This is a genomic window from Streptomyces angustmyceticus (genome assembly GCF_040701845.1).
GTDB classification, from domain to species: Bacteria; Actinomycetota; Actinomycetes; order Streptomycetales; family Streptomycetaceae; genus Streptomyces; species Streptomyces angustmyceticus_A.
Genome location: NZ_JBFBHQ010000006.1, coordinates 439,164 through 463,578 on the forward strand (window position 1 = coordinate 439,164; position 24,415 = coordinate 463,578).

The 24,415-nt window shown below is 69.7% G+C and carries 21 protein-coding genes and 5 pseudogenes; 12 read left to right on the top strand and 14 right to left on the bottom strand.

Translation table 11 applies throughout. The features are described 5' to 3' along the window. Positions 1 to 15: 15 nt before the first annotated feature. Both AB0411_RS17480 and AB0411_RS17485 read right to left on the bottom strand, forming a co-directional pair. On the bottom strand, positions 16 to 498 hold the full coding sequence (locus AB0411_RS17480; RefSeq protein ID WP_366418165.1) for an SAM-dependent methyltransferase: 483 nt from the start codon (positions 496 to 498) through the stop codon (positions 16 to 18). A gap of 480 nt (positions 499 to 978) precedes the next feature. After that, positions 979 to 1,932: an SDR family NAD(P)-dependent oxidoreductase gene (locus tag AB0411_RS17485; protein WP_366418250.1), complete on the bottom strand. Its 954-nt coding sequence runs from the start codon at positions 1,930 to 1,932 to the stop codon at positions 979 to 981. 467 nt (positions 1,933 to 2,399) lie between these two features. On the opposite strand from AB0411_RS17485, the gene AB0411_RS17490 reads away from it, so the two are divergent. From AB0411_RS17490 to AB0411_RS38135, 6 genes and pseudogenes are all read left to right on the top strand, one after another. Then, a complete protein-coding gene (locus tag AB0411_RS17490; RefSeq protein ID WP_366418166.1) occupies positions 2,400 to 2,780 on the top strand; it encodes a DUF6193 family natural product biosynthesis protein in 381 nt (126 codons plus the stop codon). Positions 2,781 to 3,145: 365 nt separating this feature from the next. Then, positions 3,146 to 3,247: pseudogene (locus AB0411_RS17495) on the top strand (integrase/recombinase); the annotation flags it as partial. 11 nt (positions 3,248 to 3,258) lie between these two features. Next, positions 3,259 to 3,408: pseudogene (locus AB0411_RS17500) on the top strand (MarR family transcriptional regulator); the annotation flags it as partial. Positions 3,409 to 3,605: 197 nt separating this feature from the next. After that, entirely contained in the window at positions 3,606 to 5,168 is a 1,563-nt protein-coding gene (locus tag AB0411_RS17505) for an FAD-dependent monooxygenase (protein WP_366418167.1), read from the top strand. Between the two features lie 216 nt (positions 5,169 to 5,384). Further along, a pseudogene (locus AB0411_RS17510) lies at positions 5,385 to 5,565 on the top strand (DapH/DapD/GlmU-related protein); the annotation flags it as partial. A 112-nt stretch (positions 5,566 to 5,677) separates the two neighbouring features. Beyond that, the gene (locus AB0411_RS38135; RefSeq protein WP_403148497.1) at positions 5,678 to 5,776 is read left to right on the top strand and encodes a hypothetical protein; all 99 of its coding nucleotides are present in this window, start codon (positions 5,678 to 5,680) and stop codon (positions 5,774 to 5,776) included. Between the two features lie 372 nt (positions 5,777 to 6,148). Here the strand turns inward: AB0411_RS38135 and AB0411_RS17515 are convergent, their stop codons facing one another. The 6 genes from AB0411_RS17515 to AB0411_RS17540 all read right to left on the bottom strand — a co-directional run bounded on the left by AB0411_RS17515 (position 6,149) and on the right by AB0411_RS17540 (position 11,323). Next, on the bottom strand, positions 6,149 to 7,033 hold the full coding sequence (locus tag AB0411_RS17515) for a class I SAM-dependent methyltransferase (RefSeq protein ID WP_366418168.1): 885 nt from the start codon (positions 7,031 to 7,033) through the stop codon (positions 6,149 to 6,151). Positions 7,034 to 7,143: 110 nt separating this feature from the next. Then, on the bottom strand, positions 7,144 to 7,365 hold the full coding sequence (locus AB0411_RS17520; protein ID WP_366418169.1) for a hypothetical protein: 222 nt from the start codon (positions 7,363 to 7,365) through the stop codon (positions 7,144 to 7,146). Between the two features lie 329 nt (positions 7,366 to 7,694). Continuing rightward, entirely contained in the window at positions 7,695 to 7,859 is a 165-nt protein-coding gene (locus tag AB0411_RS17525) for a DUF6207 family protein (RefSeq protein ID WP_366418170.1), read from the bottom strand. Next, positions 7,792 to 8,124, bottom strand: coding sequence for a transposase (locus tag AB0411_RS17530; protein WP_366418171.1), 333 nt, complete (start codon positions 8,122 to 8,124; stop codon positions 7,792 to 7,794). Before AB0411_RS17530 ends, AB0411_RS17525 begins: the two co-directional genes overlap by 68 nt. Before the next feature lie 32 nt (positions 8,125 to 8,156). After that, positions 8,157 to 9,599, bottom strand: a complete 1,443-nt coding sequence (locus AB0411_RS17535; RefSeq protein ID WP_366418172.1) for an FG-GAP-like repeat-containing protein — start codon at positions 9,597 to 9,599, stop codon at positions 8,157 to 8,159. Positions 9,600 to 10,312: 713 nt separating this feature from the next. After that, positions 10,313 to 11,323 (bottom strand): aldo/keto reductase, encoded by a 1,011-nt coding sequence (locus tag AB0411_RS17540; RefSeq protein WP_366418173.1) that lies wholly within the window; start codon positions 11,321 to 11,323, stop codon positions 10,313 to 10,315. 369 nt (positions 11,324 to 11,692) lie between these two features. Between AB0411_RS17540 and AB0411_RS17545 the strand changes: the two genes are divergently transcribed. Beyond that, entirely contained in the window at positions 11,693 to 12,079 is a 387-nt protein-coding gene (locus AB0411_RS17545; RefSeq protein ID WP_366418174.1) for a barstar family protein, read from the top strand. Between the two features lie 19 nt (positions 12,080 to 12,098). Next, positions 12,099 to 12,632 carry a hypothetical protein gene (locus AB0411_RS17550; RefSeq protein ID WP_366418175.1) on the top strand — a complete coding sequence of 178 codons (534 nt, stop codon included), beginning with the start codon at positions 12,099 to 12,101 and terminating at the stop codon, positions 12,630 to 12,632. A gap of 574 nt (positions 12,633 to 13,206) precedes the next feature. Here the strand turns inward: AB0411_RS17550 and AB0411_RS17555 are convergent. Next, positions 13,207 to 13,638 (bottom strand): hypothetical protein, encoded by a 432-nt coding sequence (locus tag AB0411_RS17555; protein WP_366418176.1) that lies wholly within the window; start codon positions 13,636 to 13,638, stop codon positions 13,207 to 13,209. A gap of 232 nt (positions 13,639 to 13,870) precedes the next feature. Here AB0411_RS17555 and AB0411_RS17560 point away from each other — a divergent pair, with 232 nt between their 5' ends. Both AB0411_RS17560 and AB0411_RS17565 read left to right on the top strand, forming a co-directional pair. Beyond that, complete coding sequence (locus tag AB0411_RS17560; protein WP_366418177.1) at positions 13,871 to 14,023, top strand: hypothetical protein; 153 nt, start codon at positions 13,871 to 13,873, stop codon at positions 14,021 to 14,023. A 152-nt stretch (positions 14,024 to 14,175) separates the two neighbouring features. Beyond that, positions 14,176 to 14,402 (top strand): annotated as a pseudogene (locus tag AB0411_RS17565) (DUF6879 family protein); the annotation flags it as partial. Positions 14,403 to 14,966: 564 nt separating this feature from the next. On the opposite strand, the gene AB0411_RS17570 reads toward AB0411_RS17565, so the two are convergent. Both AB0411_RS17570 and AB0411_RS17575 read right to left on the bottom strand, forming a co-directional pair. After that, positions 14,967 to 15,857, bottom strand: a complete 891-nt coding sequence (locus AB0411_RS17570) for a hypothetical protein (RefSeq protein WP_366418178.1) — start codon at positions 15,855 to 15,857, stop codon at positions 14,967 to 14,969. 117 nt (positions 15,858 to 15,974) lie between these two features. After that, the gene (locus AB0411_RS17575; RefSeq protein ID WP_366418179.1) at positions 15,975 to 16,394 is read right to left on the bottom strand and encodes a peptidase inhibitor family I36 protein; all 420 of its coding nucleotides are present in this window, start codon (positions 16,392 to 16,394) and stop codon (positions 15,975 to 15,977) included. A 254-nt stretch (positions 16,395 to 16,648) separates the two neighbouring features. On the opposite strand from AB0411_RS17575, the gene AB0411_RS17580 reads away from it, so the two are divergent. Next, on the top strand, positions 16,649 to 20,317 hold the full coding sequence (locus AB0411_RS17580) for an nSTAND1 domain-containing NTPase (RefSeq protein WP_366418180.1): 3,669 nt from the start codon (positions 16,649 to 16,651) through the stop codon (positions 20,315 to 20,317). A 794-nt stretch (positions 20,318 to 21,111) separates the two neighbouring features. Then, a pseudogene (locus AB0411_RS38140) lies at positions 21,112 to 21,255 on the top strand (DUF6009 family protein); the annotation flags it as partial. A 204-nt stretch (positions 21,256 to 21,459) separates the two neighbouring features. Here AB0411_RS38140 and AB0411_RS17590 read toward each other — a convergent pair. From AB0411_RS17590 to AB0411_RS17600, 3 genes are all read right to left on the bottom strand, one after another. Next, positions 21,460 to 22,410, bottom strand: a complete 951-nt coding sequence (locus AB0411_RS17590) for an FAD-dependent monooxygenase (protein ID WP_366418182.1) — start codon at positions 22,408 to 22,410, stop codon at positions 21,460 to 21,462. Beyond that, positions 22,410 to 22,610: a hypothetical protein gene (locus tag AB0411_RS17595; RefSeq protein WP_366418183.1), complete on the bottom strand. Its 201-nt coding sequence runs from the start codon at positions 22,608 to 22,610 to the stop codon at positions 22,410 to 22,412. Before AB0411_RS17595 ends, AB0411_RS17590 begins: the two co-directional genes overlap by 1 nt. Before the next feature lie 1,279 nt (positions 22,611 to 23,889). After that, complete coding sequence (locus AB0411_RS17600) at positions 23,890 to 24,396, bottom strand: winged helix-turn-helix transcriptional regulator (RefSeq protein ID WP_366418184.1); 507 nt, start codon at positions 24,394 to 24,396, stop codon at positions 23,890 to 23,892. Positions 24,397 to 24,415: the final 19 nt, after the last annotated feature.

Here is a 24,415-nt window from a genome sequence, read left to right on the forward strand (position 1 = left end):
CTGCCGCCGCCGCGGTCAGTGGTAGTGGCGCATGAGGTCGGTGGCCCAGTCGGGCTGGGTGGTGGGGCCCTGGGGACCGAACTCGGTCATGTAGGGCTTGATGTCGAGGACGGGGGTGCCGTCGACGGCGTCCAGGCCTTGGACGTGCAGGTCGAGGCCGTCGGCTTTGAGGAGGCGGCAGCGGGAGACGCCGAGCCGGTTGGGTCGATTCTTGCCGCGCTGGGCGAAGATGCCGACCAGGGGCCAGTCGGTGTTGCCGCGCGGGTGCCGGGCCCCGGTCTGGATCTTGTCGGTGGGGACGCGGTCGAAGTGGTAGACGACTTCGAGGTGGGAGAAGGTGTCCAGGCCCGCCACCGCCTCGGGGCCGTACTGGCCGGCGTCGAGCCGGATGATCGCGGTTTCCTTGCCCCAGTCGTCGTCGCGGACCTCCGCCCGGCCGCCGATCACCCGGCCCACCGGCACCGAGACCACCGCGGCAGGAGTGCTGTTCTCGGGCATGTGCAGTGCCCCTCTCACTCAAAAGGTCGGTCACTTAGTCGAGTTGGCCACCGTACCGAAGGCTGCGGTGCGCCGGTGCGCCGGATTGCGGTACGTGCGTACCGTGCCAGAAGCGTCCAGCGGCTCGCGGGGGCTACTCCAGCAGAGCCCTCAACGCCTCCCGTCACAGACATCGTCCGCCGGCCTGCCGTCAGCTTTGCTTGTCACCCCGCCCCTCGGCGCCGTGCTCACCCTCACCCCTGCGGTGTTCCACGACTGATCCGTCCCTTCGTGCCTGCCCGACCCCGGCGGAGAAGCGGTGGCTGTGCACCGGCGTGGCCTCCTGCCCCGGCGGAGAAGGTGTGATTGTGCATCGGCGTGGCCTCCTGAAGCGCCGAGGACCGGTCACGGAACAGCTATGACGGAGCGCGCCGTCGGCCGATCTGAGCACGCTGGTCCGCCGACCCGCCCGCCGGCCCGCCCGCCCGCCCGCCCGCCGGGCTAGCCCGGGGTGGTTGCGAGGTCGAAGTCGAGGCCGGTCAGATCACAGCTTGCGTCCCACAGCCGGGCCGCGGGGGAGGTGTCGGCGAGGTGGCTCCATACCGGTTCGTGTCGGGGCGCACCGCGCAGGCCGAAGACGCGCGGCCCCCACAGTTGGCCGCCGTGCACGGCCGGGTCGAGTACGGCCCGGACCGCGGGCCGTGCGCCGGCGTGTTTGCCCTGGACGAGGAGGGCCGCCGGTGCTGCGCGCAGCAGCGCGCCGGTGGTCCGCACATGGACGGGCGGCCGTGACGGAGTGAGGGAGTCCAGCGCACCGCCGGGATGAACCACCACGCTCGCCACCGTGCTGCCGGCGGCGCGCAGGCGCCGGTCGAGTTCGAGTCCGAAGTACATCTGCGCCAGCTTGGAGCGTCCGTAGGTGCGCTTGGGCCGGTAGTCCGTCCGGGACTGCAGGTCGTCCGGGTCGAGCCGCTCCGACTTCGCCGCGAAGCTGCCCATGGTCACCAAGCGGGCGGCCGGCGCGGCCGACAGCAGCGGCATCAGCCGCCGGGTCAATGCGAAGTGCCCGAGATGGTTCGTGCCGAACATCAGCTCGTGACCGTCGCCGGTCTCCCTGCGCAGCGGATCGTCGAGCGCGACGCCGGCGTTGAGGACCACCGCATCCAGGCACGCCACGTTCAGGGATTCCACCGCTGATTGCAGCGACGAGAGGTCGGCGAGGTCCAGCCGCACGGCCCGCACCCGCGCGCCGGGAACACGCCCACGGATCGAGCCCAGCGCGGCCTCGGCCTTCACGGGATCGCGACTGCCCAGCACAACGCTCGCTCCGGCCGCCGACAACTGCTCCGCGACGAAGTACCCGATGCCGGCGTTGCCACCGGTGACCAGGACGACGCGGCCATCGGCACGCGGCAGCCGAGGGACATCCCAGGACGAGGCGGGGGACGTGGACATCATGAGGACAGGCTCCCTTGCCGTGAAGGACACTGCGGCTGCCCCGCTGGGCAACTCGGCACCCACGGTTCCAGCCGCCACCGACACCTCACCTACGGAGCACCGACAACCCGCCCGACGCCCGCTTCCCCGACGGTGTGGTGCTGGCCGACACCACACCACACCGCAGCGCGACATTTCGCGCGTGTTCCTGGTGCAGCGGGACCGCCCCACGCGCCATTGCGACGTGCCTCGCGATCGGCCAACGTCGGATGCCTGGCTAGGTACGCGAGTTGCGACGTCGTGTCGACACTGGACGAAGAGGACGACGGCGGGCAGGGGTGTGTGTCAGGAGCGCCAGCTCGCCGGTTGGCGATTCGATGTGACCCTCGCCTTCGGCCTCCCAGCCCCCACTGGCACCTTTGCTTGGTTCCGAGTCCCACACTCGTACCGACCATCGAGGCTTGCCCGGGCACGGACTGCTGCCCATGATCGACGACATGAGTACAAAAACGACGGTCGAGTCGACATGGCGCCGGATGCTGGAGCACCACTCTGCGGCACGCCGGAGCGGCAGTCCTGAGGTGATCGAAGCTGCGGCCGCCGAGCCACGCCTGCGCCAGCTATTCCCCTTCCTGAGCCATGGCTGCCTCACGTTCCACCGCAACACCGCATACCCCTGGAGCAACGACCTGCCGTTCATCGCTTGCACCACGCCCTACAAGGTGTATGCCACCGGCTATGCCGAACTCCTTGGGGAGACGGAGACCGCGCAGGAGGCCGCAGCGCTCGTCGTCGCCCATCTGCCGCGTGACTGCGGCCCTGCCGTCGAAGGGCCGTGGCCACAACCGGGCAGTGACCCCGAGTAGGCGACCCGGCAAACACTCCTGGGGGCGGCACAGTTCGGCTTGGGCGGGGGCCCTGGCACGTGGGCGTGGTGGGGCCCGTTGAAGCCGTCGGAGCACGGTGGCGGTGTGAGGGCCGCTCGTGTCAGCGTTCCTCGGTTGACGGGGCCGGGTGCGATGGGCAGGGGTTGAGGGACATCGGAACGAAAACTGGCGCTAAGGACCTGTCGGCCCTGGTGGGCGGCTGGCGGTGCGTCGGCTCCGGGACGAGTCTGAAGTCGTCCGCCAGATAACACCCCCATATCTGCGGTTGTTTGATTCGTGACCTGCGGTGATGTTCTTCGGTCGCTGCGTGAAGCGGCCCTGCTATCTGTGGCGAGGGGCAAGTGGTGCCCACCGTCGTGCAGCTGCCGACCGGGAAGGCCATGACCGTCCGCGCGGCGGCGGACGTGTTCCTCGACTCGCTCAGGAACCCGAACACGGTCCGGACGCCCCAGGGCATGAGCTGATCGCCGCCGCCAGCGCGGAGACAGCCCCCATCACCGCCCGCATCTGGGGAGGGATACCCGCCAAGGACCTGGCCGCTGCCGGCCGTGTCCTCGCCCTGGTCACTGAGCGCGCCCGTGCGGAGCTTGCATCGCTGACCGCCTGACCGCCTGACCGCCTGACCGCCTGATCACCCGGCCACCTGATCGAGCCGGTCGACGACCGGCCGGGACACCGGCGGGGGCGGGTGAGGTAGCTGAGGAGGAACAAGGATGGCCCGCTTCCCGTCCCTCCTCGCGGGGTTGACTCCTTGACACCGCGTCGCCTTTTTGGCCTTCTCGGCCTTCGGCCATAGTCGGCGCCATGGACTATGACGTAGTGGTGGCCGGAGGCGGCCCGGTTGGACTGATGCTGGCCTGCGAGCTCCGGCTCGGAGGCGCGCGGGTGGCCGTCCTGGAGCGGCTCACCGAAGTGGACCCGACAATCAAGGGAGGGGCGATCACCACGCCCAGTGCCGAGGCGCTCTACCGCCGGGGCATGCTGCCCGCGCTGGCCGAGGTGCAGCGGCAGGCGATGGACCGCTTCCAGGCGTTCTTGCGCGAGCGGAACGGCGGGGACGGAGGCGGGGCCGCGGGCCAAGGGCTCGGGTTCGTCGGGCATTTCGCCGGGATCATGCTGCGCGCCGACCTGGTCGACCGTACGGAGCCGGGTCTCGGCGACGCCGGACCCGCCGCCGAGATCGCTTTCGTGGCGCAGCAGGACATCGAGCGGCTGCTCGGCGGGCGGGCGGACGAGCTCGGCGTCGACGTGCGCCGGGGAGTGGAGCTGACCGGTTTCGACGCGGACGACGAGGCCGTCACCGTGCGGACCAACCACGGGGCCATACGCGCCGGCTGGCTCGTGGGCTGCGACGGCGGCCGCAGCACGGTCCGCAAGCTCGCGGGGTTCGCATTCCCCGGCACGGACCCGGAGATCACCTGTCACCAGGCGGTCGTGGAGATGACCGGCGCCGAGGACCTGACGGTCGGCTGGACCGCCACGGACACCGGGGTCTACGCCCACGGGCCGATGCCGGGCCGCATCGTCACCGTGGAGTTCGACGGCCCGCCGGCCGACCGGGACGCGCCGGTCACCACGGAGGACCTCCAGGCGAGGCTGCGCCGTGTCTCCGGCGTGGACGTCACGATCACCGGGGTGCGGACCGCGACCCGCTTCACCGACCACGCCCGCCAGGTCACCGAGTACCGCAAAGGCCGGGTGCTGCTGGCGGGCGACGCGGCGCACGTGCACTCCGCGTTCGGTAGCCAGGGGCTGAGCCTGGGTATCGGGGACGCGATGAACCTCGGCTGGAAGCTCGCCGCGGTGATCGGCGGCCGGGCGCCGGAAGGGCTGCTGGACACCTACACCGCCGAACGGCACCCCGTCGGCGCGGCGATCCTTGACTGGACCCGTTCCCAGGTCGCGGCCATGCGCCCGGACCCGCAGTCCCGGGCCCTGCGCGAGATCGTCAGCAACCTGGCGGAGACGGTCACGGGCACCACGTACCTCACCGCCCGGCTCAACAGCGCCGGGGTGCGCTACGAGCTGCCGGGCGAGCACCCGCTGACCGGCCGCAGCGCCCCGGACCTCGAACTCGCCGACGGCAGCCGCCTCGCGGACCACCTCCACGGCGGCCGGGCGCTCCTGCTCGACCTCACCGACGACCCGGAACTCCGAGCCCTCGCTGCGAGGTATGCCGGCCGCGTCGACACCCTGACGGCCGGCTGCCCGTCCCGCCCGGAACTGGTGGCGGTCCTCGTCCGTCCGGATGGCTTCACCGCCTGGGCGGCCGACGCAGGGGCGCAGGCGTCGACATCGACGGCCGGGCTGGCGGAGGCGCTGGAGGAGTGGTTCGGAGTGCCAGAGGGCGCGGTGACGCCGGGCTGATCCGCCGCTCTGCTGACTGACTCGAACCACGAACCGATTCCACCCACGGCCGCCGCACCCACCCGGTGTGGCGGCCGCCCGCATCTCAGTCCCTGGCCCAGCAGCAGCCCGGAGATCCGGTGACCAAGTGAAAACGTCACCGCCGGGACAGCCCCGGCGGTGAAAGTCACCGCACCTGGGTCACACCTCTTGGGCCGCGTCCGGATCGCGCAGCGGGCCTTCGCCCCGATCGTCATTCGAGGACGACGTGTGGATCGGGACGGCTGCCGTGATCACACAGGGGGTGACCATCGGTGCCGGTGCGGTGGTCGCTGCCGGTGCAGTGGTCACTCATGATGTTCCTGCCGGCACCACGGCCGCGGGAGTGCCCGCCCAGGTGATCAAGACGATCGACTGAGCCCGGCCGGCCGGGCTGCCGGCCCGGGTGCACAGCACCTCTGTGGTCTGATCCTGCTGCCTCGTCATGCCCGGCTGACCGACTGGGGGAGTGGGACCGCATCCGCCCTCTGTTGCCCTCCAGTGCCGGTCGTCGTGGCAGGCCGTGGGCCGATCACCGCCGCATGGTGGAGGCGATCGTCTTCCGGTACCGCATCGGTATCCCTTGGTGAGACCTCCCGGCCAGGTTCGGATCCTGGAAGGCCGAGCGGCCCGCCACCGCTGCTGGGCCGCCAATGGACCTGGGGCCGCGTGCTCGGCGTCCTGCTCGCCTCACGGCCCGGACAGGCTCCTTCCCGCAGGGGCCACATCGCCGCGAGCCACGGGCACCGCTACACACGAGACGCGGATTGCGTGCCGAAGGGGTGTGCCATCAGGTTCTCCCCGGGGCGGGGCGGGGCGGGGCGGGGCGGTTCAGGTGCAGTGGCTGCCAGGGCGAGACAGTCACTCCGGCCCATCGGCCTATGTCGGGATGCCGCAGTTTTGCGTGCGTGTTCTCGCTGCTCGGAGGCGCCGGGAAACGGTTCCAAAGGCTGACCGCCGGGTCATGGCATGGATCGTTGTGCGGTGACCGTGAAGTAGTCGAGGGTGCCTTCGCGATAGGCCCGCAGGAAATTGCGAGGCCAGGTGCCGGGCTCCCACATGCGAGCCAGCCAGCAGTCCCAGCCGGGCCATACCGACGCCCCGATCGCGGTGGCGCGGACCCCGGTCAGACCGGCCCGTTGGAGGCTGCCGGTGAGCTGCGGGATGGTGTGTGCGACGTCCAGGCCGGTGCTGTAAGTGTCGAGCAGTTCGGCCAGCCGCTCGGGTCGGGCCGGGTCGGAGTCGGGGACGAAGAAGCTGGCGATGACGGCGCGGCCGCCGGGCCGCAGCACGCGTGCGGCCTCCCGGGCGAACGCGTCGAGATCACGGAAGTGCTGGGCGGCTTCCACGCTGTACAGGCAGTCGAACGTGCCCTCCGCGAACGGCATGCATTCGGCTGCTCCGTGTGCGAAGCGCAGCCGTTCGGCGCGGCGGGCCAACAGATCGGCGTTGGCCTGTTCAGCCCGCTTGAGCTGCTGCGGATGGATGTCCATGCCGGTGACGTGCGCGAAGCCGTACTCCTCGAGCGCAACGGCGCAGCCGACCCCCAGCCCGGATCCGACCTCCAGGACCCGCGGCCCCTCTACGGGCGCCAGGGCGGCGAGCACGTGGCGGTACATGGCCTGTTGGCTGCTGATCCGGTCGTCTTCGGTCAGCGGTCGGCCGAGGTCGATGTCCTGCCAGTAGCCGAAGTTGATGAACCCCCCACCGAACAGCGACATCGAGCTGAGATCCGTCGGACCGTACGCTTCCTGTACTGCGGGCGGGATCGGGTACGGGGTCGCCCCGGGACACTGCGTCATCTGCACCTCCGCGATGTAGAGCGCGCCGCCACGGGGCGACCGCATACCCAGTACTACCCATCAGCGGCCCGCCCGGCGTCGGAGTGCCTTCCACGCGAGGTAACCGACCGCCGGGACCAGTCGGACGGCTCACCGGACGTCACACACCGCTAGGCTCAGTAAGCCGCTGGGCCTTTGACACAGCCGACGATGTCTCTTCCTACCAGGTCGCCGACCACCACCTGCACTTCACACACGACCTTTTCGGCTGCGAGACCCGCCGCATCCTCGACAACGTACTCAGCGTCGACCACGCCTGGGACGTCAACGGCCACGTCACTCACCAGGTAGTGCGCACGCCGGGCGCAACGCACGAGCGCCACTACCGCTACGGCCATGACGGAAGCCCCTCTCGCTGCGTGACCACGTGACGGGCCAGCGGGCCATCAGCCGCGACGCAGCCGGCCGCATCGTCGCGGTCCAAGCCGATCGTGTTGGCGAGCAGTACGGCTGCCCGAGGTGGAGTACCTCGCCCGCAAGCTGCGTGGAGCCGGAGTCGACGCGGTAGCTGACCGCCCCTGAGGGACAACTGGCGGCGAATGTTCAGCAGATGCCGGGGTCAAAAGGCGTCGCCGGTCAGAGGGGTGCGGTGCAGGTCGGCGTAGGCGCGGACCGTGACGCCGGCTTGGCCGGGGGTGTGCCAGGGGGCGGAGGGGCCGCTGGAGATTCATAGCTCGCCGAACACCGTCGCGGCCTGGGTGGCGGTTGTTTCGTCGGCCGCGGTGATGTCGATGACGACCAGGCCCGGCTCGCGCAGGCGCTCTTCAGAGATCTTCATGGTCAGACAGACGCCCCAGGCCGCCCGGGAGTTCGGCGCCATGGTGGAAGTCACCCGGACGTGGGCAGGCGCTCCTAGGACTTGTCCGGGCGGTCAGGTCATAGAGCGTCTTTCGTGGGCCGAACCGTTCGGGCAGGTCACGCCACTGCATACCGGTTCGTACCCGGTGGAGAACCCCGTCGATCACCTGCTGGTGATCCCGGCACGGTTCACGACGCCGGTTTTTGACCGGCAGGAACGGCCGCAGCCGTTCCCACTCGGCATCTGGCAGGTCACCCGCTCCCTCTCGGCAACAAGGAGCCCACCAGCAGACAGGCACGTGACCTGCCGAACAGGCCCCGGCGTCCGGGCCTACTTGGCCGGGTTCGTCAGCTCCGTGCCGAAGCGGCCCTTCGTCGCCGGGGAACCCAGGTCACTCGGGTCGATGAGTGCCGAGCCCTTGGCGCTCAGCCCGTCGGTGCCCGCATACAGCAGGGCCGCCGCGCCGACGCCCTCGGTGCGGTTCGGGATGCCCACGGCCAGGTCCGCCTTGCCGTCACCGTTGTAATCGGCCGGCGAGACGGACGTACCGAACTTGTCGTTGCCCTCCATGGAGCCAGGGACGCCCTCGGTGTCGAGCGAGAAGGTCTGCGCCCCCTCGTCGGTCAGCCAGTTCGCGGTGCCCTTGAGCACGTTGATGGCGCCGGCGTTGTTATAGCCCCCGGGCGCCTCCGCGCCGGTGTTGCTGACCACCAGGTCGTCGTGGCCGTCGCCGTCGAAGTCGGCGAGCCGGATGGCCTCACCCTCCTGCGCCTTGCCCTTCCAGTCCACCGGCTTGGCGGAGTCGAGCCCGCCGGCGGTGCCGGGGTAGGTGCGCAGCTTCTGCTCCTGCGGACCGTCCGAGAAGCCGGTGTCCGTGACGACGTCATCCTTCCCGTCGCCGTTGATGTCGCCGACCACGGGGCGGTACTGCGCGAACGGCAGCGGGATGTCCTTGCCCAGCGGCGTGCTCTTCAGGCCCCCGGACGAGCCAGGCAGCACGCCGAGCGTGCCCTCATCGGAGGGCGAGTCCTCGGAGGCGACGGTGACGAGATCGGCGTAGCCGTCCCCGTTGATGTCGCCGGAGGCCAGGTGCTCGACGCTGACGCCGCCGCCGGGCGGGGTGACGCTGGTCATCTTCGGGGTCGCGGTCTGCCGCAGGTTCTTCGCGCCCTTGACGAGCTGCACCTTCGTGCCGTCGGAGATGGCGAGGTCGCTGAGGCCGTCCTTGTTGTGGTCGCCCACGGCTATCTTGTCGCCGAAGTGTGCGTTGGCGGCGACCTTCGGCGCGTGGAAGGCGATGGCGTCGCGGGACAGGCCGCTCTTGGAGCCGAAGACGATCGTGACGGAACCGGCCTGCGTGGTGCTGCCGATGGCCTCGTTGTTCGCGGCGACGACCAGGTCGGCGTAACCGTCCCCGTCCACGTCGCCGCGCACCACGGTCGAGCCGAAACCGTCCTTGGCCTCCGGGGTTCCGGGCACGCCCGCGCTGGCCTGCGTCAGCGTGCTGTGCCGCTTGGTGTCGATGCCACCCTTGGCGCCGTAGGTCACGCCCACGTAGCCCGCCTTGGACTTCCCGGAGACGGTGCCCTCGGGCGCTCCCACGCCGAGGTCGGCACGGCCGTCGCCGTCGAGGTCGCCCGGGGTGATCTTGCTCCGCTTGGCAGCACTCGTGGGGGGCTGGTCCTGGCCCCGCTCGTTGCCGTCCGTCGGTGCTGCCATGGCGCCGCCGGCCACGCCCGCGACCAAGGCGGCGCCCAGAGCACCTGCCACCATGCTCCTGGTTCGGTTACGCACAAATCCTCCAATGGGTAACAATCGGTCGCCCCTCGGATCCGTCCCCCGGAGCTGTGGGGCCGGTGGGACGGAAGAGGTGCTACAGAGACAGACAGAAACAAAACCAAGACGGTTGCAGAATGAACGGAAATTAACTCGGTCCAACACGCTCGCGCAGCGCACGGCAACTCTGCTCCGGGGCACCGCCCTTGGCGCCTACCGTCCGCCCCTCGATTCACTGCTTCATGCCGCACAGCGAGTGGCCGACCAGCGTTCCGGTGATGCTCAACCGCCAGCCCGGCGAACGGTCTTCGGTAGATGCGGTACGAGTCGTGCCCACTCATCGCTCGTCAGACCGCCCCGCCCCGCCCCGGGCCCGCCCCGCTTCAGGAGCAGGACAGGGCCCGGGGCAAGGCGGTCACTGATGCAAGTACAGGCAGCAGGCGGCCGCCAGGTCTCCGGCGCCGGCGGCGAACTGGCACCAGAACCGGGCGCTGTCGAAGCGGTGGGCCGGCCGTAGTACGCAAGGCACGTTCCGCTGCGCGTGGCCCTGGTGCCGGCCGCGGTGGCGGGCATCCTGCTCACCGCGCTGGCCGGCAGTGCGCGGATCATGCAGTTGCGCGCGGTCGCCCGCAAGCACCGCCGGGCCGACTACAGGGCTGTGAAGGCCGGGGCCGAGGACTCGTCGAAGGGGGGCCCGGGGGTAGCCCGGACTATCGGGAGCCCGCCACAGGGCGCGACTTGTAGAAGGACTCCTCCAGGTAGGCGGCCTCGTGCGGCTGGTAGGGCTCCGCCAAATAGGCGGCCTCGTCTTCGTCGAGTTCGACGTCCACCGCGGCGACCGCGTCGGACAGCTGGGCCGGCTTGGTGACCCCGACGATGGGCGAGGTCACCGCCGGGTTGCGCATGACCCAGGCCAGGGCGACCTGGGCCGGGGACAGACCCCGCTTGCCCGCGATCTCGTGGACGCGCTCGGCCACTGCCCGGTCCCCGTCGCGGTAGAGGATCTTGCCGCCCTCGTCGGTCCCGGCACGCGCCGTGGCGGTGTCCCGGACCCGCGTCAGCCTGCCCCGCGCCAACGGGCTCCACGGGATCACGCCGATGCCCTGGTCGGCGCAGAGCGGGAGCATCTCCCGCTCTGCTTCCCGGTGGATGAGGTTGTAGTGGTCCTGCATCGACACGAACCGGGTCCAGCCGTTCAGGTCAGCCAGGTACAGGGCCTTGGCGAACTGCCAGGCGTACATGGACGAGGCTCCGATGTAGCGGACCTTCCCGGACTTGACCGCGTCGTGCAGCGCCTCGAGGGTTTCCTCGATCGGGGTGTCGTAGTCCCAGCGGTGGATCTGGTACAGGTCGATGTAGTCGGTCCCCAGTCGCTTCAGGGAGGCGTCGAGCTCGGCGAAGATCGCCTTGCGGGACAGCCCGGCGCCGTTCGGGCCGGGGCGCATCCGCATCCAGACCTTGGTGGCGAGAACGACCTCCTCGCGCCGGGTGAAGTCCTTGACCGCCTGGCCGACGATCTCCTCGCTGCTTCCGGCGCTGTACCCATTGGCCGTGTCGAAGAAGTTGACGCCGCCCTCAAGGGCCTGCTTGATGATGTCCCGGCTGGCGTCCGCGCCCAGCGACCAGGGCTCGCCGCCCCGGTCCGGCTCGCCGAAGCTCATGCAGCCGAGGGTGATGGCGGAGACTTCCAGTCCGGTCGTTCCGAGCTTGATGTATCGCATGTTTCCGAACCTAGGAGTTGGAGCGCGCTCTAACGCAATACGTCTCGGTCCGGAATTCGGAAGCGTGGGGCATGTGCGCCCTGTCAGGTTTCGACCGTCTCGGTCAGACGTAGCAGAGAACCCGGTGGTAACGAGTAACGAACTGTCAATTCTCGGCCGAGCGCGTGGGGCCCTACTCAGCCCCCCAACGGCAAACCGCCCTCGCGGGTCCGTCGCCACGACCGATCATCGCTCGATCACTAAGGGATTCCGCTGGTCCGGGCGGCGGTATCGCGGCGCTCGCGACGGCGGCCCTACCCGCGGGATCTCTAAGGGCAGGCAGTCGCAACCGGAGCGACACGGTGCGGAGCCGTGCGTATCCTCCGAGCCGTGACACCGAAATATGTGCTGGACGGCACGCAGATCAGAACGCTGGAAGACTTCTGGCACGCGATTGGCGAAGCGATCAACGGTCCCGGCGGCCACTTCGGTCGGAATCTCGACGCTTTCGCCGACTGCCTCAGCGGTGGCTTCGGGACGCCCGACGACGATGACTATGTGGTTGAGTGGCGCGACCACCAGGTGTCTCGCGAGCATCTCGGCTATCCCGAGACAGCTCGCCAGCTGGAGATTCGGTTGTCGCGCTGTCACCCCACGAACCGCCCTTCGGTCAGCGCCGACCTTGCCGCAGCGAGAGACGAGCGCGGCGCCACTGTCTTCGATTGGCTGGTCGAGATCTTCGACGATCGCGCTCCTGGCGTCCTGAGACTCCGGTGACAGGTCACGAGGATGCCTTGTGCAGCACGCCGGCGAGGTGGGAAGTGGGCGGGACGAAGCGCCAGCCGTACGGGTCGACTGCCAGGACGCGGCAGTTGTTCTCGCCGCGCTGGGCGTGGTGAAGATGGCGACCGCCGAGCAGATCCAGCAGCTGATGTGTCCGGGCACGGCCGGCGCGCAGATCGTCCGCAACGGCTGCCTCGTCCTCGGCCGCGACGGCCGGGTGGAGCCGCTCGGCTCGGCCAGCCGCACCAACGCCGAGGGCAACCTGGCCTCCGCAAGCAGCGGCGCGAGCACGAGCGCCAGGAAGAGGTGGAGCGGCGGGCGGCGCAGTAGGCCGCGGCCGTCAGGGAGCCCGATCCGGTGTGCCAGGAGTGCGAGGGGCCGCTGGAGAGCAGCCCCCGCGGGTACGACCCGCGGGAAGAGGGAGCGCTGCCGGCCGGCGGAGTGCATTGCGCCGGCTGCCGCATTCAGGTGGCCGAGCCACACCGGCCGCTTCGGCCGGGTCATCCGCCGCTTGGTGAACGGTGACGAGCGCTACCCCCGCCGGTAGTGGCCCGCCCAGGGGAGGACGAGCCGGATACCAAGATGCCTACCCCGGCCTGTGACCTGCGAGCTAAGCGGCAGCCGACGGCTACGTGGTGGCCGATGCCTTGGTCCGCCCGGCGTCGACCGTGGCGCGGCACTGGGTGCACAGCGAGTTGCCGCCGTGGCCTTACCGGTGGCAGGGCAGGGCTGCTGGCACCTCGCGCAAGGGCGGCGCGGCGGGTGATCGGCCGCACGCGGGGCTGCCCGACGGTGCACTGGCCGTGGTGAACAGCCACCGGTCGCGGGTCGGCGCTGACGTCCCTCAGCATCGTCCAGGCCGGCGGCGGCATAGGGCGAGTAGCGGCTTGGCGGGCGGCCTCCCGCTCGCGTTGCTCGGCTTCGGCGATGCTGCGGTGCACACGCTCCAGCTCCAGCCGCAGGTCGGTCGCGATCACCCTCAGCCGCGGCAGGTCGGCAGGAAGGGGAAACGGGTCGGTCACATGCTCTATTTCATGGCTACCAAGTCCGCCCGCGCCGCACGCGCCTGTGACTGAGCCTCGTAGTTGGCCAGTCCGGCCAACCAGGTACTCAGCCACGAGTCAGTGGAACCAAACGACGAGGCGTACGTTCTCGGCTCCGTGGACTTCGCTGAGGATGCGCATGACGCTCCAGACCCGGCCCCAGTCGGTGTCCGTCCCTGCGGCTGAGGCGCGGGTTCGCGTGCCCGAGGCATCGGTTTCCTGCCAGTCCGTGGTGTCCAGCTCGGCGCAGGTCAGCCAGGTGATCCCGTGCACATCGTGGGGGCCGCCGTAGCCGGCGAATTCACCTCGCAGCCCATCCGAGGCCTCGTCCGGGAAGCCACGATCTTCCGCCAGGGGACGGAAGCCGAAGGAGTTTCGGATTCCGAAGAGGCAGGCCAGACCGTCGTAGGCGTTGCCCCTGTAGAGGAGGAAGAGATCGATGCCGACCTCCCATACGGAGTCCTCGTCGTCGGGGCCCCATAGGCGGGCACCAGGCCGGCATTCGATCATCCGCTGACGTCGGTCGACATGGGGAGATCCTGCGTGCGCAGGCCAAGAGCCAGCATCTCCATTTCCCTTGCTCGCCCACCGTCCTGCGCCGCACCCTGCAGCGCCTGTCGGTGCGGATCGCCACGCACCCGTACTGGGCGACGATCCCCGGCCGGGCCCCGGCGGCCCGCATGGCGCTCAAGCAGTACACCTGGGATTCGGGGCCGGCCGAGGCCCGGCGGTGACCGCCTTCATGACTGACGCCCAGGCGCGGATCGTGCGGGCGCTGCGGGAACTCACCGACGATGTCGGTTACCCGCCCTCCATCCGGGAGATTGCGGGCGCGGTCGGGTCGTGCGCCTCCACGTCGCCTACCACCTGCGGGCCCTGGAACGCCACGGGATAGTCACCCACGTCCCGCTCCGCAGCCGCTCCTACCAGGTGCTCCTCTAGGCGCGCCTCGCGGCAGCTGGATGCCGGGCGGCAGCTGCGCGGTGCTTGGAAGGCCGGTGACCGGTTCGTCGAGGACCAGCTGCTGCCGCAGGAATCCTGCGCGCGGTGGAGCGCACCGTCGCCCGCGGTGTCGCCGTACGGCGCGCCAGGGTCATCTCGGAGCCCGTCACCGACTACGTCCGCTTCGAGCACGCCATCACCGCCAGTCCGCGCGGGCGAGGAAGTGCGCTGGCTGGGCCGCCGCTGCGCCTCGGACCTGTCGCTGCCGGGCAACGACTTCTGGCTGATCGACGACCGCCTGGTGCGCTTCAACATCTTCTCCGGCGAAGGCGAGGCCCAGACCCCGAGCACGGCGACGACCCACAGGAACGCCGGCCTCAAGGCGTTCAAGGTGGCGGCCCGCTGTGGCTGGCGCAGGTCCAAGCATCCCGGATCGAAAACGGCCGCGTCCTGCCCTCCGACGCCGACATCCGTGCCTGGTACGCGGCCTGCTCCGCCGAACAGCACATCGAAGAGGGCAACCACCGCTTCGTCCTCCTCGTCGAGGAGACAGTGCTGCGCCACCGCATCGGCGCGCCCGAGGTGATGGCCGGCCAACTCACTCTCGCCCAGACCCTGTACACACTGCCCGACGGAGCACCCTTCCACATGACTTCCACCCCGCCCCCGAACGACCCCGAGCTTCTCTCCCACCACGAACTCGAGGTCTTCGCCGACTGCTCCACCCCGCTGATCCAAGACGACGACGCACGCCTGGGCGAACCCGAACCCGCCTGGTTCGACACACTGGTTGACAATTGGATCAACACCGTTCCCGGCACCGTCGGCATCGGAGCCGCACGCCCCTTCGACGATCGCGACGAGTCGGTCCTTGTAGCCGAGCACGGTGACGCCCATCAAGGTGCTGGGGACGGGTGGCTTGTACGGCCCTCGCGTCTCAGGACGCGGCGGGCGGCTGCCAGCCAGCGGTCCTTGCGGGCCTTCGCCTCGTGCAGGCGGTCGGTGTTCTGCTGGATCAGACGCTGCTGGACCCGGGTCTCGGCCGCTGCCCACACCGTCACCAGCTTCGCGGACTTCTGGCAGGTCACGTCGGCGCGGGCGGTGGCGCGTTCGGCGGGGGTGGGTTCGGCCGTCTTCCAGCGCTTGTTGCCGGCGGCGGCGTAGGGGTCCGGGTAGTCGTAGCCGGCCTTGGCCATGCAGGTGTGCCATCGGCGCAGAGCGTCGCGTACTTCGGGGGTGCGCCGGGAGGCTTCCAGGGCTTTGCCGGTCAACTCGTTGAAGGCGCGGTGGCTGGGTAGAGCGGTGTCGCCGACGAGTTGGTGGTCGGCAGTCTTGAGACAGCCGCCCGTGCCGGAGGGGCCGTAGGCCGCGCGCTGTACCTCGGCGGGGAGCGCCTCGCGCTCGTCCCAGGCGCGGCTGCGCCGCACCACCGACGGCGGGTCGGGGTGCGGGTGGTACCCGTAGTGGACGGATTCGACCTGGTCGGCTCCGTACCGTCGGAGGTTCGGCGGCTCGGTGTCCTGGGCTGCCACCGGGGGCAGGGCCTTCCACTCCATGCCCAGGCCGTTCATGCAGCGGCGCATGAGGATGTCCTCTGCGTCTTCGACGAGGTAGGTCTCGGCCTCGGTCGAGGCGTAGGCATCCAGTGGCAGCCGGAGCTGCCTGGCCTGCCGGGACACCGGCAGGGAGTGCGGGGCGCGCGGGGGTTCGTGCTCGGCGGCTGTGCAGGCGGTGGTGGCCAGGAACAGTGCGAGCGCGGTGCTGGTGCGGGCGCGGGAGGGCGACATGGCGGCCTCTCATCGTGGAGCGGGCGGTGCACGTTGGAGGGAGGGCAGGGCGGGGTGCGGCGTCCCCTGTTCGCCGCACCCCGCCCGTCAGCAGTGCGTTACTGACACAGCCTGCTGTCAGCAGTAGAACTTGATGGAGCTCGTGCTGTCATGCATGCCGGAGTGGTCGCCGAAGTGGGGCTCGCGCTCGCCCCGTTCCAGGGTGATACGGGCGCCGTGGTAGCCGGCGTGCTGGAAGAGCTTGACCTTGCACTTGCCCAGGTTCTCGGCGGAGCTGATGGTGTTGTCCCAGCCGTCGTTGTCCAGGTCCCGCCGGTTGCTGGTGAAGACTGTCCTGCGGTTGTCGTACTTGGCGTCCTGGTAGACCTTGACCTTCCTCTTGGCCGCGAGCGCCCCGAGGTCGGCGGTGTGGTGGGCGGCCACCGCGTGGGACCCTCCGGCGGACGGTTGGGCGTTGCTGGCGGAGGCCGGTAGAGCGGCACCGAGCGTGAGGGCAGTGGCGGCGGCGCCCACAGCGGCGATAAGACGGATACGCATGATGTGTCCCTTTGGATGGTGATCACGCGGAATGCGTGATGCTGGTGATCGATTGGATCGGATCCGCCCGTGCCCCGAAGCGGGGAAGCGCGGCCCGACAACATCGAGTTCACCCGCTGTGGAGTTGTTTGGCACCCCACCTGAGCTGCGCTAATCAATCAGCCCAGGGCTGTTCTTGATCTCTGCGCCGTTGTGGCCTGGTGGTGCGGTTCCTAGGCTGGCGGGCAAGCGGCCGAAGATCTTGGGGGAGTCGAGTGGGGCGTCCGGAGAATCCGATCGATCCGCAGGACGGACCGGTTCAGCGCTTTGCCTATGAGTTACGCAAGCTCCGGGACGAGGCGGGAACACCGGCCTACCGATCCATGGCCCGGAGGGCGGGCTACTCCGCGGCAACGCTGTCGCAGGCGGCTGCCGGCGAACGCCTGCCGACACTGCCGGTACTTCTGGCTTACGTGCGGGCTTGCGGCGGCGACGAGGAGGAGTGGCGACGCCGCTGGACGGAGGCCGACGAGGCGCTATCCCAGCAGCCCCGCTCGCCGGAGGAGGACTCCGATCCGCCCTACCGGGGGCTCGCCCGCTTCGAGCCGGGCGACGCCAACCTGTTCTTCGGCCGCGACGAGCTGACGGCGCAACTGGCCGGCACCGCCCGCCGGCACCGCGTCACCGCGCTGGTGGGTGCCTCCGGCAGCGGCAAGTCCTCACTGCTGCGCGCCGGGCTCGTCCCCGGCCTGCGCTCCACAGACGGTGTCGCCCACCAGATGCCGACCGCCGTGCGCATCCTCACCCCCGGCCCACACCCCATGGCGCACGCCGAACGTCTGGAACCGGCCGCCGGGACCGGGGAAACCTGGCTGCTGGTGGACCAGTTCGAAGAGCTGTTCACCGTCTGCAGCGACGATGCCGAACGCGGGGCCTTCCTGGAGCGACTGCTGGCCGCGCGCGACGAAACCAGCCGACTACGCGTGGTCCTCGCCGTACGGGCCGACTTCTTCGGCCACTGCGCCGCCCACCGGAACCTGGCGGCTGCTCTCAAGGACACCGTGGTCCTGGTCGGTCCCATGGACAAGGACCAGCTACGGGCAGCCATCGTGACGCCGGCCGCGGCCCGAGGACTGATCGTTGAACGGGACCTGACCGCCCGCATCATCGAGGACGTCGGAGACGAACCCGGCGCCCTGCCGCTGATGTCCCATGCCCTGATGGAAACCTGGCGCCGCCGCCGAGGACGAACACTGACCACCCAGGCGTATGAAGCCGCCGGCGCTCTGCACGCCTCCATCGCCCGCACCGCCGAAGACGCCTACCATCAGCTCACCCCAGCCCAGGCAACCCTCGCCCGCCACATCCTGCTGCGCCTCATCGCGCCGGGAAACGGCACCCAGGACACCCACCGTCCCACCGCCCGCACCGAATTCGCCACCACCGAGCCCTGCACCGAAGAGGCACAGACCGAGACCGACGCGGTTCTCAACCGCCTCGCCCACAGCCGGCTGCTCACCCTCGACGACGGCCATGTCCGCCTCACGCACGAAGCACTGATCACCGCCTGGCCCCGGCTCCACAGCTGGATCACCGATGAGCGCGACCGCATCCGCCTGCACCGCCAGCTCACCCGCGACGCCGCCAGCTGGCAGGAACTCGACCGCGACCCCGGAACCCTCTACCGCGGCACCCGACTCACCCGCGCGGAAGAAGCCTTCGCAGACCAAGCACGCAGCGCGCTCAACGCACTCGAAACCGCATTCCTCGACGCCGGAATCGCAGCCCGCGGGGCAGAGCGAAAGCACGCGGCCCGCGCGGCACGCCGCTCACGCCGAGCCGCCGCAGCCGTGGCCGCGTTATGTGTCCTTGCCCTCATCGCAGGCACCATCGCCGTCCAACGAGCCGTCACGTCCAACGAGCTTCGTCAGTCGGCACGTTCCCGTGAACTGGCGGGCCAAGCAGCGGATGCGGCAACCGACCAGCCGGAGGCAGCGCTGCTGACAGCACTGGCGGGCTACCAGCACGCTCATACCGACGAGGCCCGCTCCGCCCTGATCAGTGCGTATGCCGAGTACCGCGCCAACCGCCTCGGCGGCCACACCCGTGACCTGACCACTCTGGCCTTCGCCCCTGACGGCCGCACTCTGGTCACCGCCAGCGACGACCACACCGTCAAACTCTGGGATTCCACCGGGCACCGTCTGCTTGCGACCCTCGTGGGGCACGTCGCCGGCGTCAATGCCGTCGCCATCGCACCCGACAGCCGTACCCTGGCTACCGCCGCCGACGATGGCACGGTGCGTCTGTGGGACCTCACCACGCATCGCGCCAAAGCTGTCCTCACCGGCCATCAGGGAGCGGTCAACGGTGTGGCGTTCAGCCGCGACGGCCATACTCTCGCCACAGCGGGTGCGGACAAAACCGTCCGCCTGTGGAACACGTCCTCACATAAGCCGAAGGAGACCATTTCCGGGCCTGGCGGGGCGGTCAACGCGGTGGCCTTCAGCCCCGACGGACGCACCCTCGCGATGGGCGGGGACGACAGGAGGACCAGGCTCTGGAGCGTCAACACCCACCGGTGGACCTCCACTGTGACCGGTCACGCCGACGCTGTGACGACCGTGGTCTTCAGTCCCGACGGACGCACCCTCGCCACTGCCGGCAACGACGGCACCGCGAAACTGTGGACAGGCTCCGGCCACAGACTGAAGAAGACCCTGTCCGTGTCCGACAGCGCTGCACCAGCACTTGCCTTCGCTCCCGATAGCAGACAGCTAGTCACAGCCAGCCCGATGGGCACGGGCGGAGTTTCGGTGTGGGACACGAGAACCGGACACAAGACCGCAACACTGGGCGATACTTGGGCCCGGGCGGTGGCATGGCGGCCGGGCAGCCGCACCGTCGCGGCCGTCGACACCTCGCGTCACACGAAACTGTGGGACCTGCGTACACATGAGGTTTCCTCCTCCGGATTCTTCTCTGCCCCGGACAGCTTCTCCGCCATCGCCCTGCGACCCGACAGCAACGTCGTAGCAGCAGCCGGCTACAGAAAGATCACCTCCTGGGACACCGCCCGCCAGCGCTATATCAGCGCTTTCCGCACACCCGATTACGTGCAAGCCGAAGCCTTCACCCCTGACGGCCGAGTCCTCGCCACAGCCACCAGCTCCAAGACGATGCTGTGGAGCTATCCCACCGGCCGGCTTCTGACCACGCTTGACAGCCATAACACCTCTGTCACCGGCCTCGAAATATCCCCGGACGGCCGCACCCTGGCCACAGCCGGATACGACCACACTGTTCGCCTGTGGAACTTGGCCACCCGACACACGATCTCCGTGCTCACCGGGCATCCCGATTCGGTCCAGGCGATCGCGTTCAGTCCGGACGGGAAAACCCTGGCCACCGCCGGTGACGACCGCACCATCCAACTGTGGGACGTCACCACCGGCCGACGAATGGCCATCCTCACCGGCCATACCAACACCCTCTTCGCCATCGACTTCAGTCCGGACGGCAAAACCCTGGCCTCCGCCGGCGACGACCACACCATCCGCCTGTGGAATGTCGCCAGCCACCAGGCACGGGCAACCCTCACCGACAACAGCGGAAGGATCACCTCCGTCCGCTTCAGCCCAGACGGCAAAACACTGGCCACGGGCGGGCCGGGCCGCACCATCCACCTGTGGGACCCCGCCACCCACCGCACCACCGCCACCCTCACCAGCTACCGTGCACCACTCCCGGACGACCCGGCTTCCTTGTCCCCGAAACTGGATTTCACCTCCGATAGCCGCACCCTCATCAGCTTGGGTAGCCCCAACGTCCGACAATGGGACCTCAACGCAGACCGCATCGCCACCCGCGTCTGCCGGCAGAGCAAAACGGACCACTGGGGAGAATTGATTCACGCGCTACCGGAAGAAAGGCCCTGTCCCTGACCTGCCCCGGTCAGTAGAAGGCCGAGCGCCGGCGGTTTGAAGGGACACCGCGGGGATGTGAACGACCTGACGTTCAGCCCCGACGGCAAGATCAGGTGAGCGCGGCGTAGAGGTCGAGCCTGCTCCCACCACCGGGCCGCCACCGCATGCGCCAGAGCGAACACCCTCTCCACCCCGGCCCCGCACCGCCCGCCGCGCCCCCCTGGCCCACCGCCGCTGCGCCGCGGCCACTTCGGGCAGGTCCCGCACGTCCAGGTATTCGTGGGGCTGGTCGGCACCCGCGTCCAGAAGCCACCGCCCGTGCCGGACACACACCTGCTCCCACCGCGGGGCGTACCGCACGACCCGCACGACCGTCCCCGTACGCCCGGCGGCGCACAGCCGACAGCCGAAGGCCACCGGCCCGGCGACCGCGCCGCAGATCCGCCACACCGCCGTCGGCACTTCGTTCCATTCGGCCGGTAGCTTGGCGTCCTCCCGCGCCCAGGACGGCAACGCCCGCGCCAGCACGTCTTCCTCGATGCCGCACAGGTCTGCCAGGCGCTGTCGTCAGGCTGCGTTCAGCAGCATGCCGGCGTCGGCCCGTGCGCCCGCCATCGTGCTTGGGCTGGTGGTTGCGCCAGTGCCAGCAGGACCGCAATGCCCTCGCTTCCAGCCCGTAGCGGCTCGCGATCGGTGGCATGAAAGTACTGGTGATCGGGACGACCGGAACGGTCGGCAGTGCTGTCGCCAGCGCGTTAGAGGCTTCGCGTCAGGTCGTGAAGGCTTCGCGTAGGGGTCCGGTGAAGGTGGATCCCGAAGGGCTCTACGCCAAGAGCGCCCCTGTTGAAGCTGTTGACCCCCGCACCCTCGCGCCCCGCGTGAAGGGCTACAAGACCGAACGCTCCGAAGGCGGCCCACCCTCCCGCGCCATGCAGGAACCCTGCATACAACTCCCCTCCCGACGCCACCGCGAGCTGTACGACGGCACCCCGTTGCAGCTCCACGTCCGTACTCACCGCGGCCAGGCCTGGCTCGCCGAGGCACTGGACGCCGCGGGGTACCGGCGCGAGCGCAGTTCCTCGGGCGCTGCGCCGAATGGATGTTCCGACTAAGCACAGCGATCCCGCGGCAGTCATGGAGGCCCTTCCGCGGGCGCGTCCTCACCGTGCAGGATCCGTGGCCGGGTCCGCGTCCCCGCCCGAAACGGTCCACGAGGCAGGGGAGTTGACCTGTGCGACTGTGGCCCGGGTCAGCTCCTTGTAGTCGCTCGCCATCTTCGTGGCCTCGTCGACGGGCAGCGCCCCGCTGCGCTCCGCAGCCCGCGCGATGATCTCCTCCGGTCCCAGCTCGCGGTTGGCCAGGACGATCGCGTTGACCGTCGGCCGGCGCATCGTGTCGTAGCGGCGGAGCGCGGTCACGGGGTCGTGCTCCCGGGCCAGGCACCAGGCCAGTACCCGGGCGTCGACGACGGACTGCGATCCGCCGTTCATGCCCATCGGGAACATCGGGTGAGCCGCGTCGCCGAGCAGCGTGACCCGGCCGAAGCTCCAGCGCGGCAGGGGGTCGCGGTCGAGCATGGGGTGCTCGAAGATCGCCGATGACCGTTCGACCAGCTTCGTCAGGTCGACCCACGGCAGGCTCCAGTCCGTCACGCCGGTGAGGGCTTCCGCCGTCGTGAGGCGGCGGTTCGAGCGGCCCAGCGGTGCGGCGCGTGTGCCGCGGCGCACTTCGAGCACCCAGTTCATCAGGGCGTCGCCGTCCTTCGTCACCCGGTCCTCGATCGGGTAGGCGACGAACTTCGCACCGGGGGTGCCGCCGGCCACCACCATCGACCGGCCGTCGAGGAGGCGAGGGTACGGTGCGACCCCGCGCCACATGTGGACGCCGTTCCCGGGCGGGGGCCCTTCGGTCGGGTACAGCTGGGCGCGTACCGCGGAGTCGATGCCGTCGCAAGCGATCAGAAGGTGGGTGTCCTCAGCCACGGGTGTGCCGCCGGTCCGGTCCAGGAAATGGGCCCGGACGCCGTGCGGCGTCTGCTCGAAGCGCTGGAAGCGCAGACCGGTGCGGATGCAGCCCGAGCCCAGGCGCTTGCGCACCGCGGCCAGCAGCATCAGGTGCAGACGGCCGCGGTGTACGGAGTACTGCGGCCAGCGGTAACCCGCCGCGAGCCCAGGGTTTCCTCCCACACCGGCTCGCCCGCCCGGTCGCGGTAGCTCAGCCGGTGCGGGGGCAGCGCGATGGCCGCCAGTTCGTCGGCCAGACCGAGTTCCGCGAGTTCCCGTACCGCGTGCGGCAGCAGGTTGATTCCCACGCCGACCGCCTCGATGGTTCGTGCCGCCTCCCGCACCTGCGGGCGGAAGCCCGCGGCGTACAGGCTCAGAGCGCAGGTCAGCCCGGCGAGGCCCCCTCCACGACGGTGACTCGCATCGGCCGTCCTCCGTTCTCCCGTGGTCGGGGATGTTGTTGGGTAGCCCAACGCAGGTTCCGGCCGTCGGGTTCCGCGAGGCGCTGACGGGGCGGCGCCTGTGCGTCACACCGTTCCGGGCCCGGACCGAGTCAGGTCGGAACGCCGCCCGTACGGTCCAACCCCGCTCGAAGCGCGAGTACGTGCATGTTCAGTGCGAACTCTGAGAGGACGTAATGTGACTTGAAGGGTGCTTTGCGCACCCTCGCCGAAGCTCGCCTTGAGCCTGCCGAGCCCGGAAGTGTTGAGGCCGCTCCAACCGACGCCGGACTCGCCGACTGGATCACCTTGACCGACCTGCGCCACACACCGCAAACGTCTCGGAGTGCGGTCGGGCGGTACGTCCACGACCCGGCCGACCTCGACGGCGACCACCACGGTGCCGTAGGTGCAGCCCTTGCGGAAGGCGAACTCGTCCACTCCCGGCACCCGCGGCCCACGGTCCGGCACCGCTGGCGCTGTCAGCAGTCTGAGCAGGCGGGCCTGGCCCGCGGTCAGCCGCAGTCGGCGGCACAGCCGCGCGGCTGGACGGCCGCCCAACTCGATCGCGATCGACCGCAGCCAGCCCGTCAGCACGGTGCTTGACCGGAGATGCCGCTCGGGCAGGCCCGGCACCTGCTCGACGAACGTCCTGCGGGAGCAGTTCTTGTGGTCGCAGAAGTACCGGCGCACTCGCCCGTACCACGAATTGACGGGAGCCCAACGGCCGTTCATTCAGGGTGCGTTGGTAGAAACTGTGCACGCGTCCGGCCCGCTTCTGGCGGTTCGGGCACCGGCCGGGCCGAGCGGTGGACACCGCTCCACGACCAAGGCGTCGCAGGAGCCGCTGACGCGCTGCACTCCCGCAGATCGATCCCGGGAAACAGCACATCCTCGACCGTCCTGCTCGCCATGGCGGGAACCACCGTGCTGAAACGATCCCGCGCTCCCGCCCCTGACCTGGGGATTCACGGGCCAGAGCCTGGAAAACGACCGACGTTGCCCCTCGCCTCACTTGATCTAGTTATCAACGGCTCGGGACGATTGGCGTGCGTGATGCTGCCGGCGATCCGGCGTTGCCTGGCCGATCAGGTACGAGGTGTGTCCGGCGCTGCACGCGGCTGTTCGGCGCCGGTTCGGGTCAGCCTTACGCCTCCGCGGGGGTGGTCGGTCGTGTTGCGTATCGGTGGCGCATGGCGTCGCTGGCTGCGGGACCTGCGGTGAAGACGTAGGTGTCGCTGTCGTCGAGCCGGCGGCCGGTCTTGGCGTCGACGACGACGGGCTCGACTTCCTCGCCGCTGTGCGCGTCGATGAGGATCATGCTGCGTTCGGCCGGTGTGAGGCGGGAGTTACCCCACGCGGCCAGGGTGACGACCACCGGTCGGAGGGAGCGCCCGAGTTCGGTGAGAACGTACTCGTGGCGTACGGGGTTGGTCTGGTAGGGCCGGCGCTCCAGTAGTCCGTCGGTGACGAGGGTTTTCAGCCGGGTGGTGAGCATGCTGGAGGAGATGCCCAGACTCTCCTGGAACTGGTCGAAGCGCGTGTAGCCGTCGAAAGCGTCGTGGAGGATCAGCAGCGTCCACCATTCACCTACGTGTTCCACCGTCGTGGACAGTGGGCACTCCTGGTCCTCCAGCCTGATCCGACTTGCCATGACGCTCATCCCCTCGGTT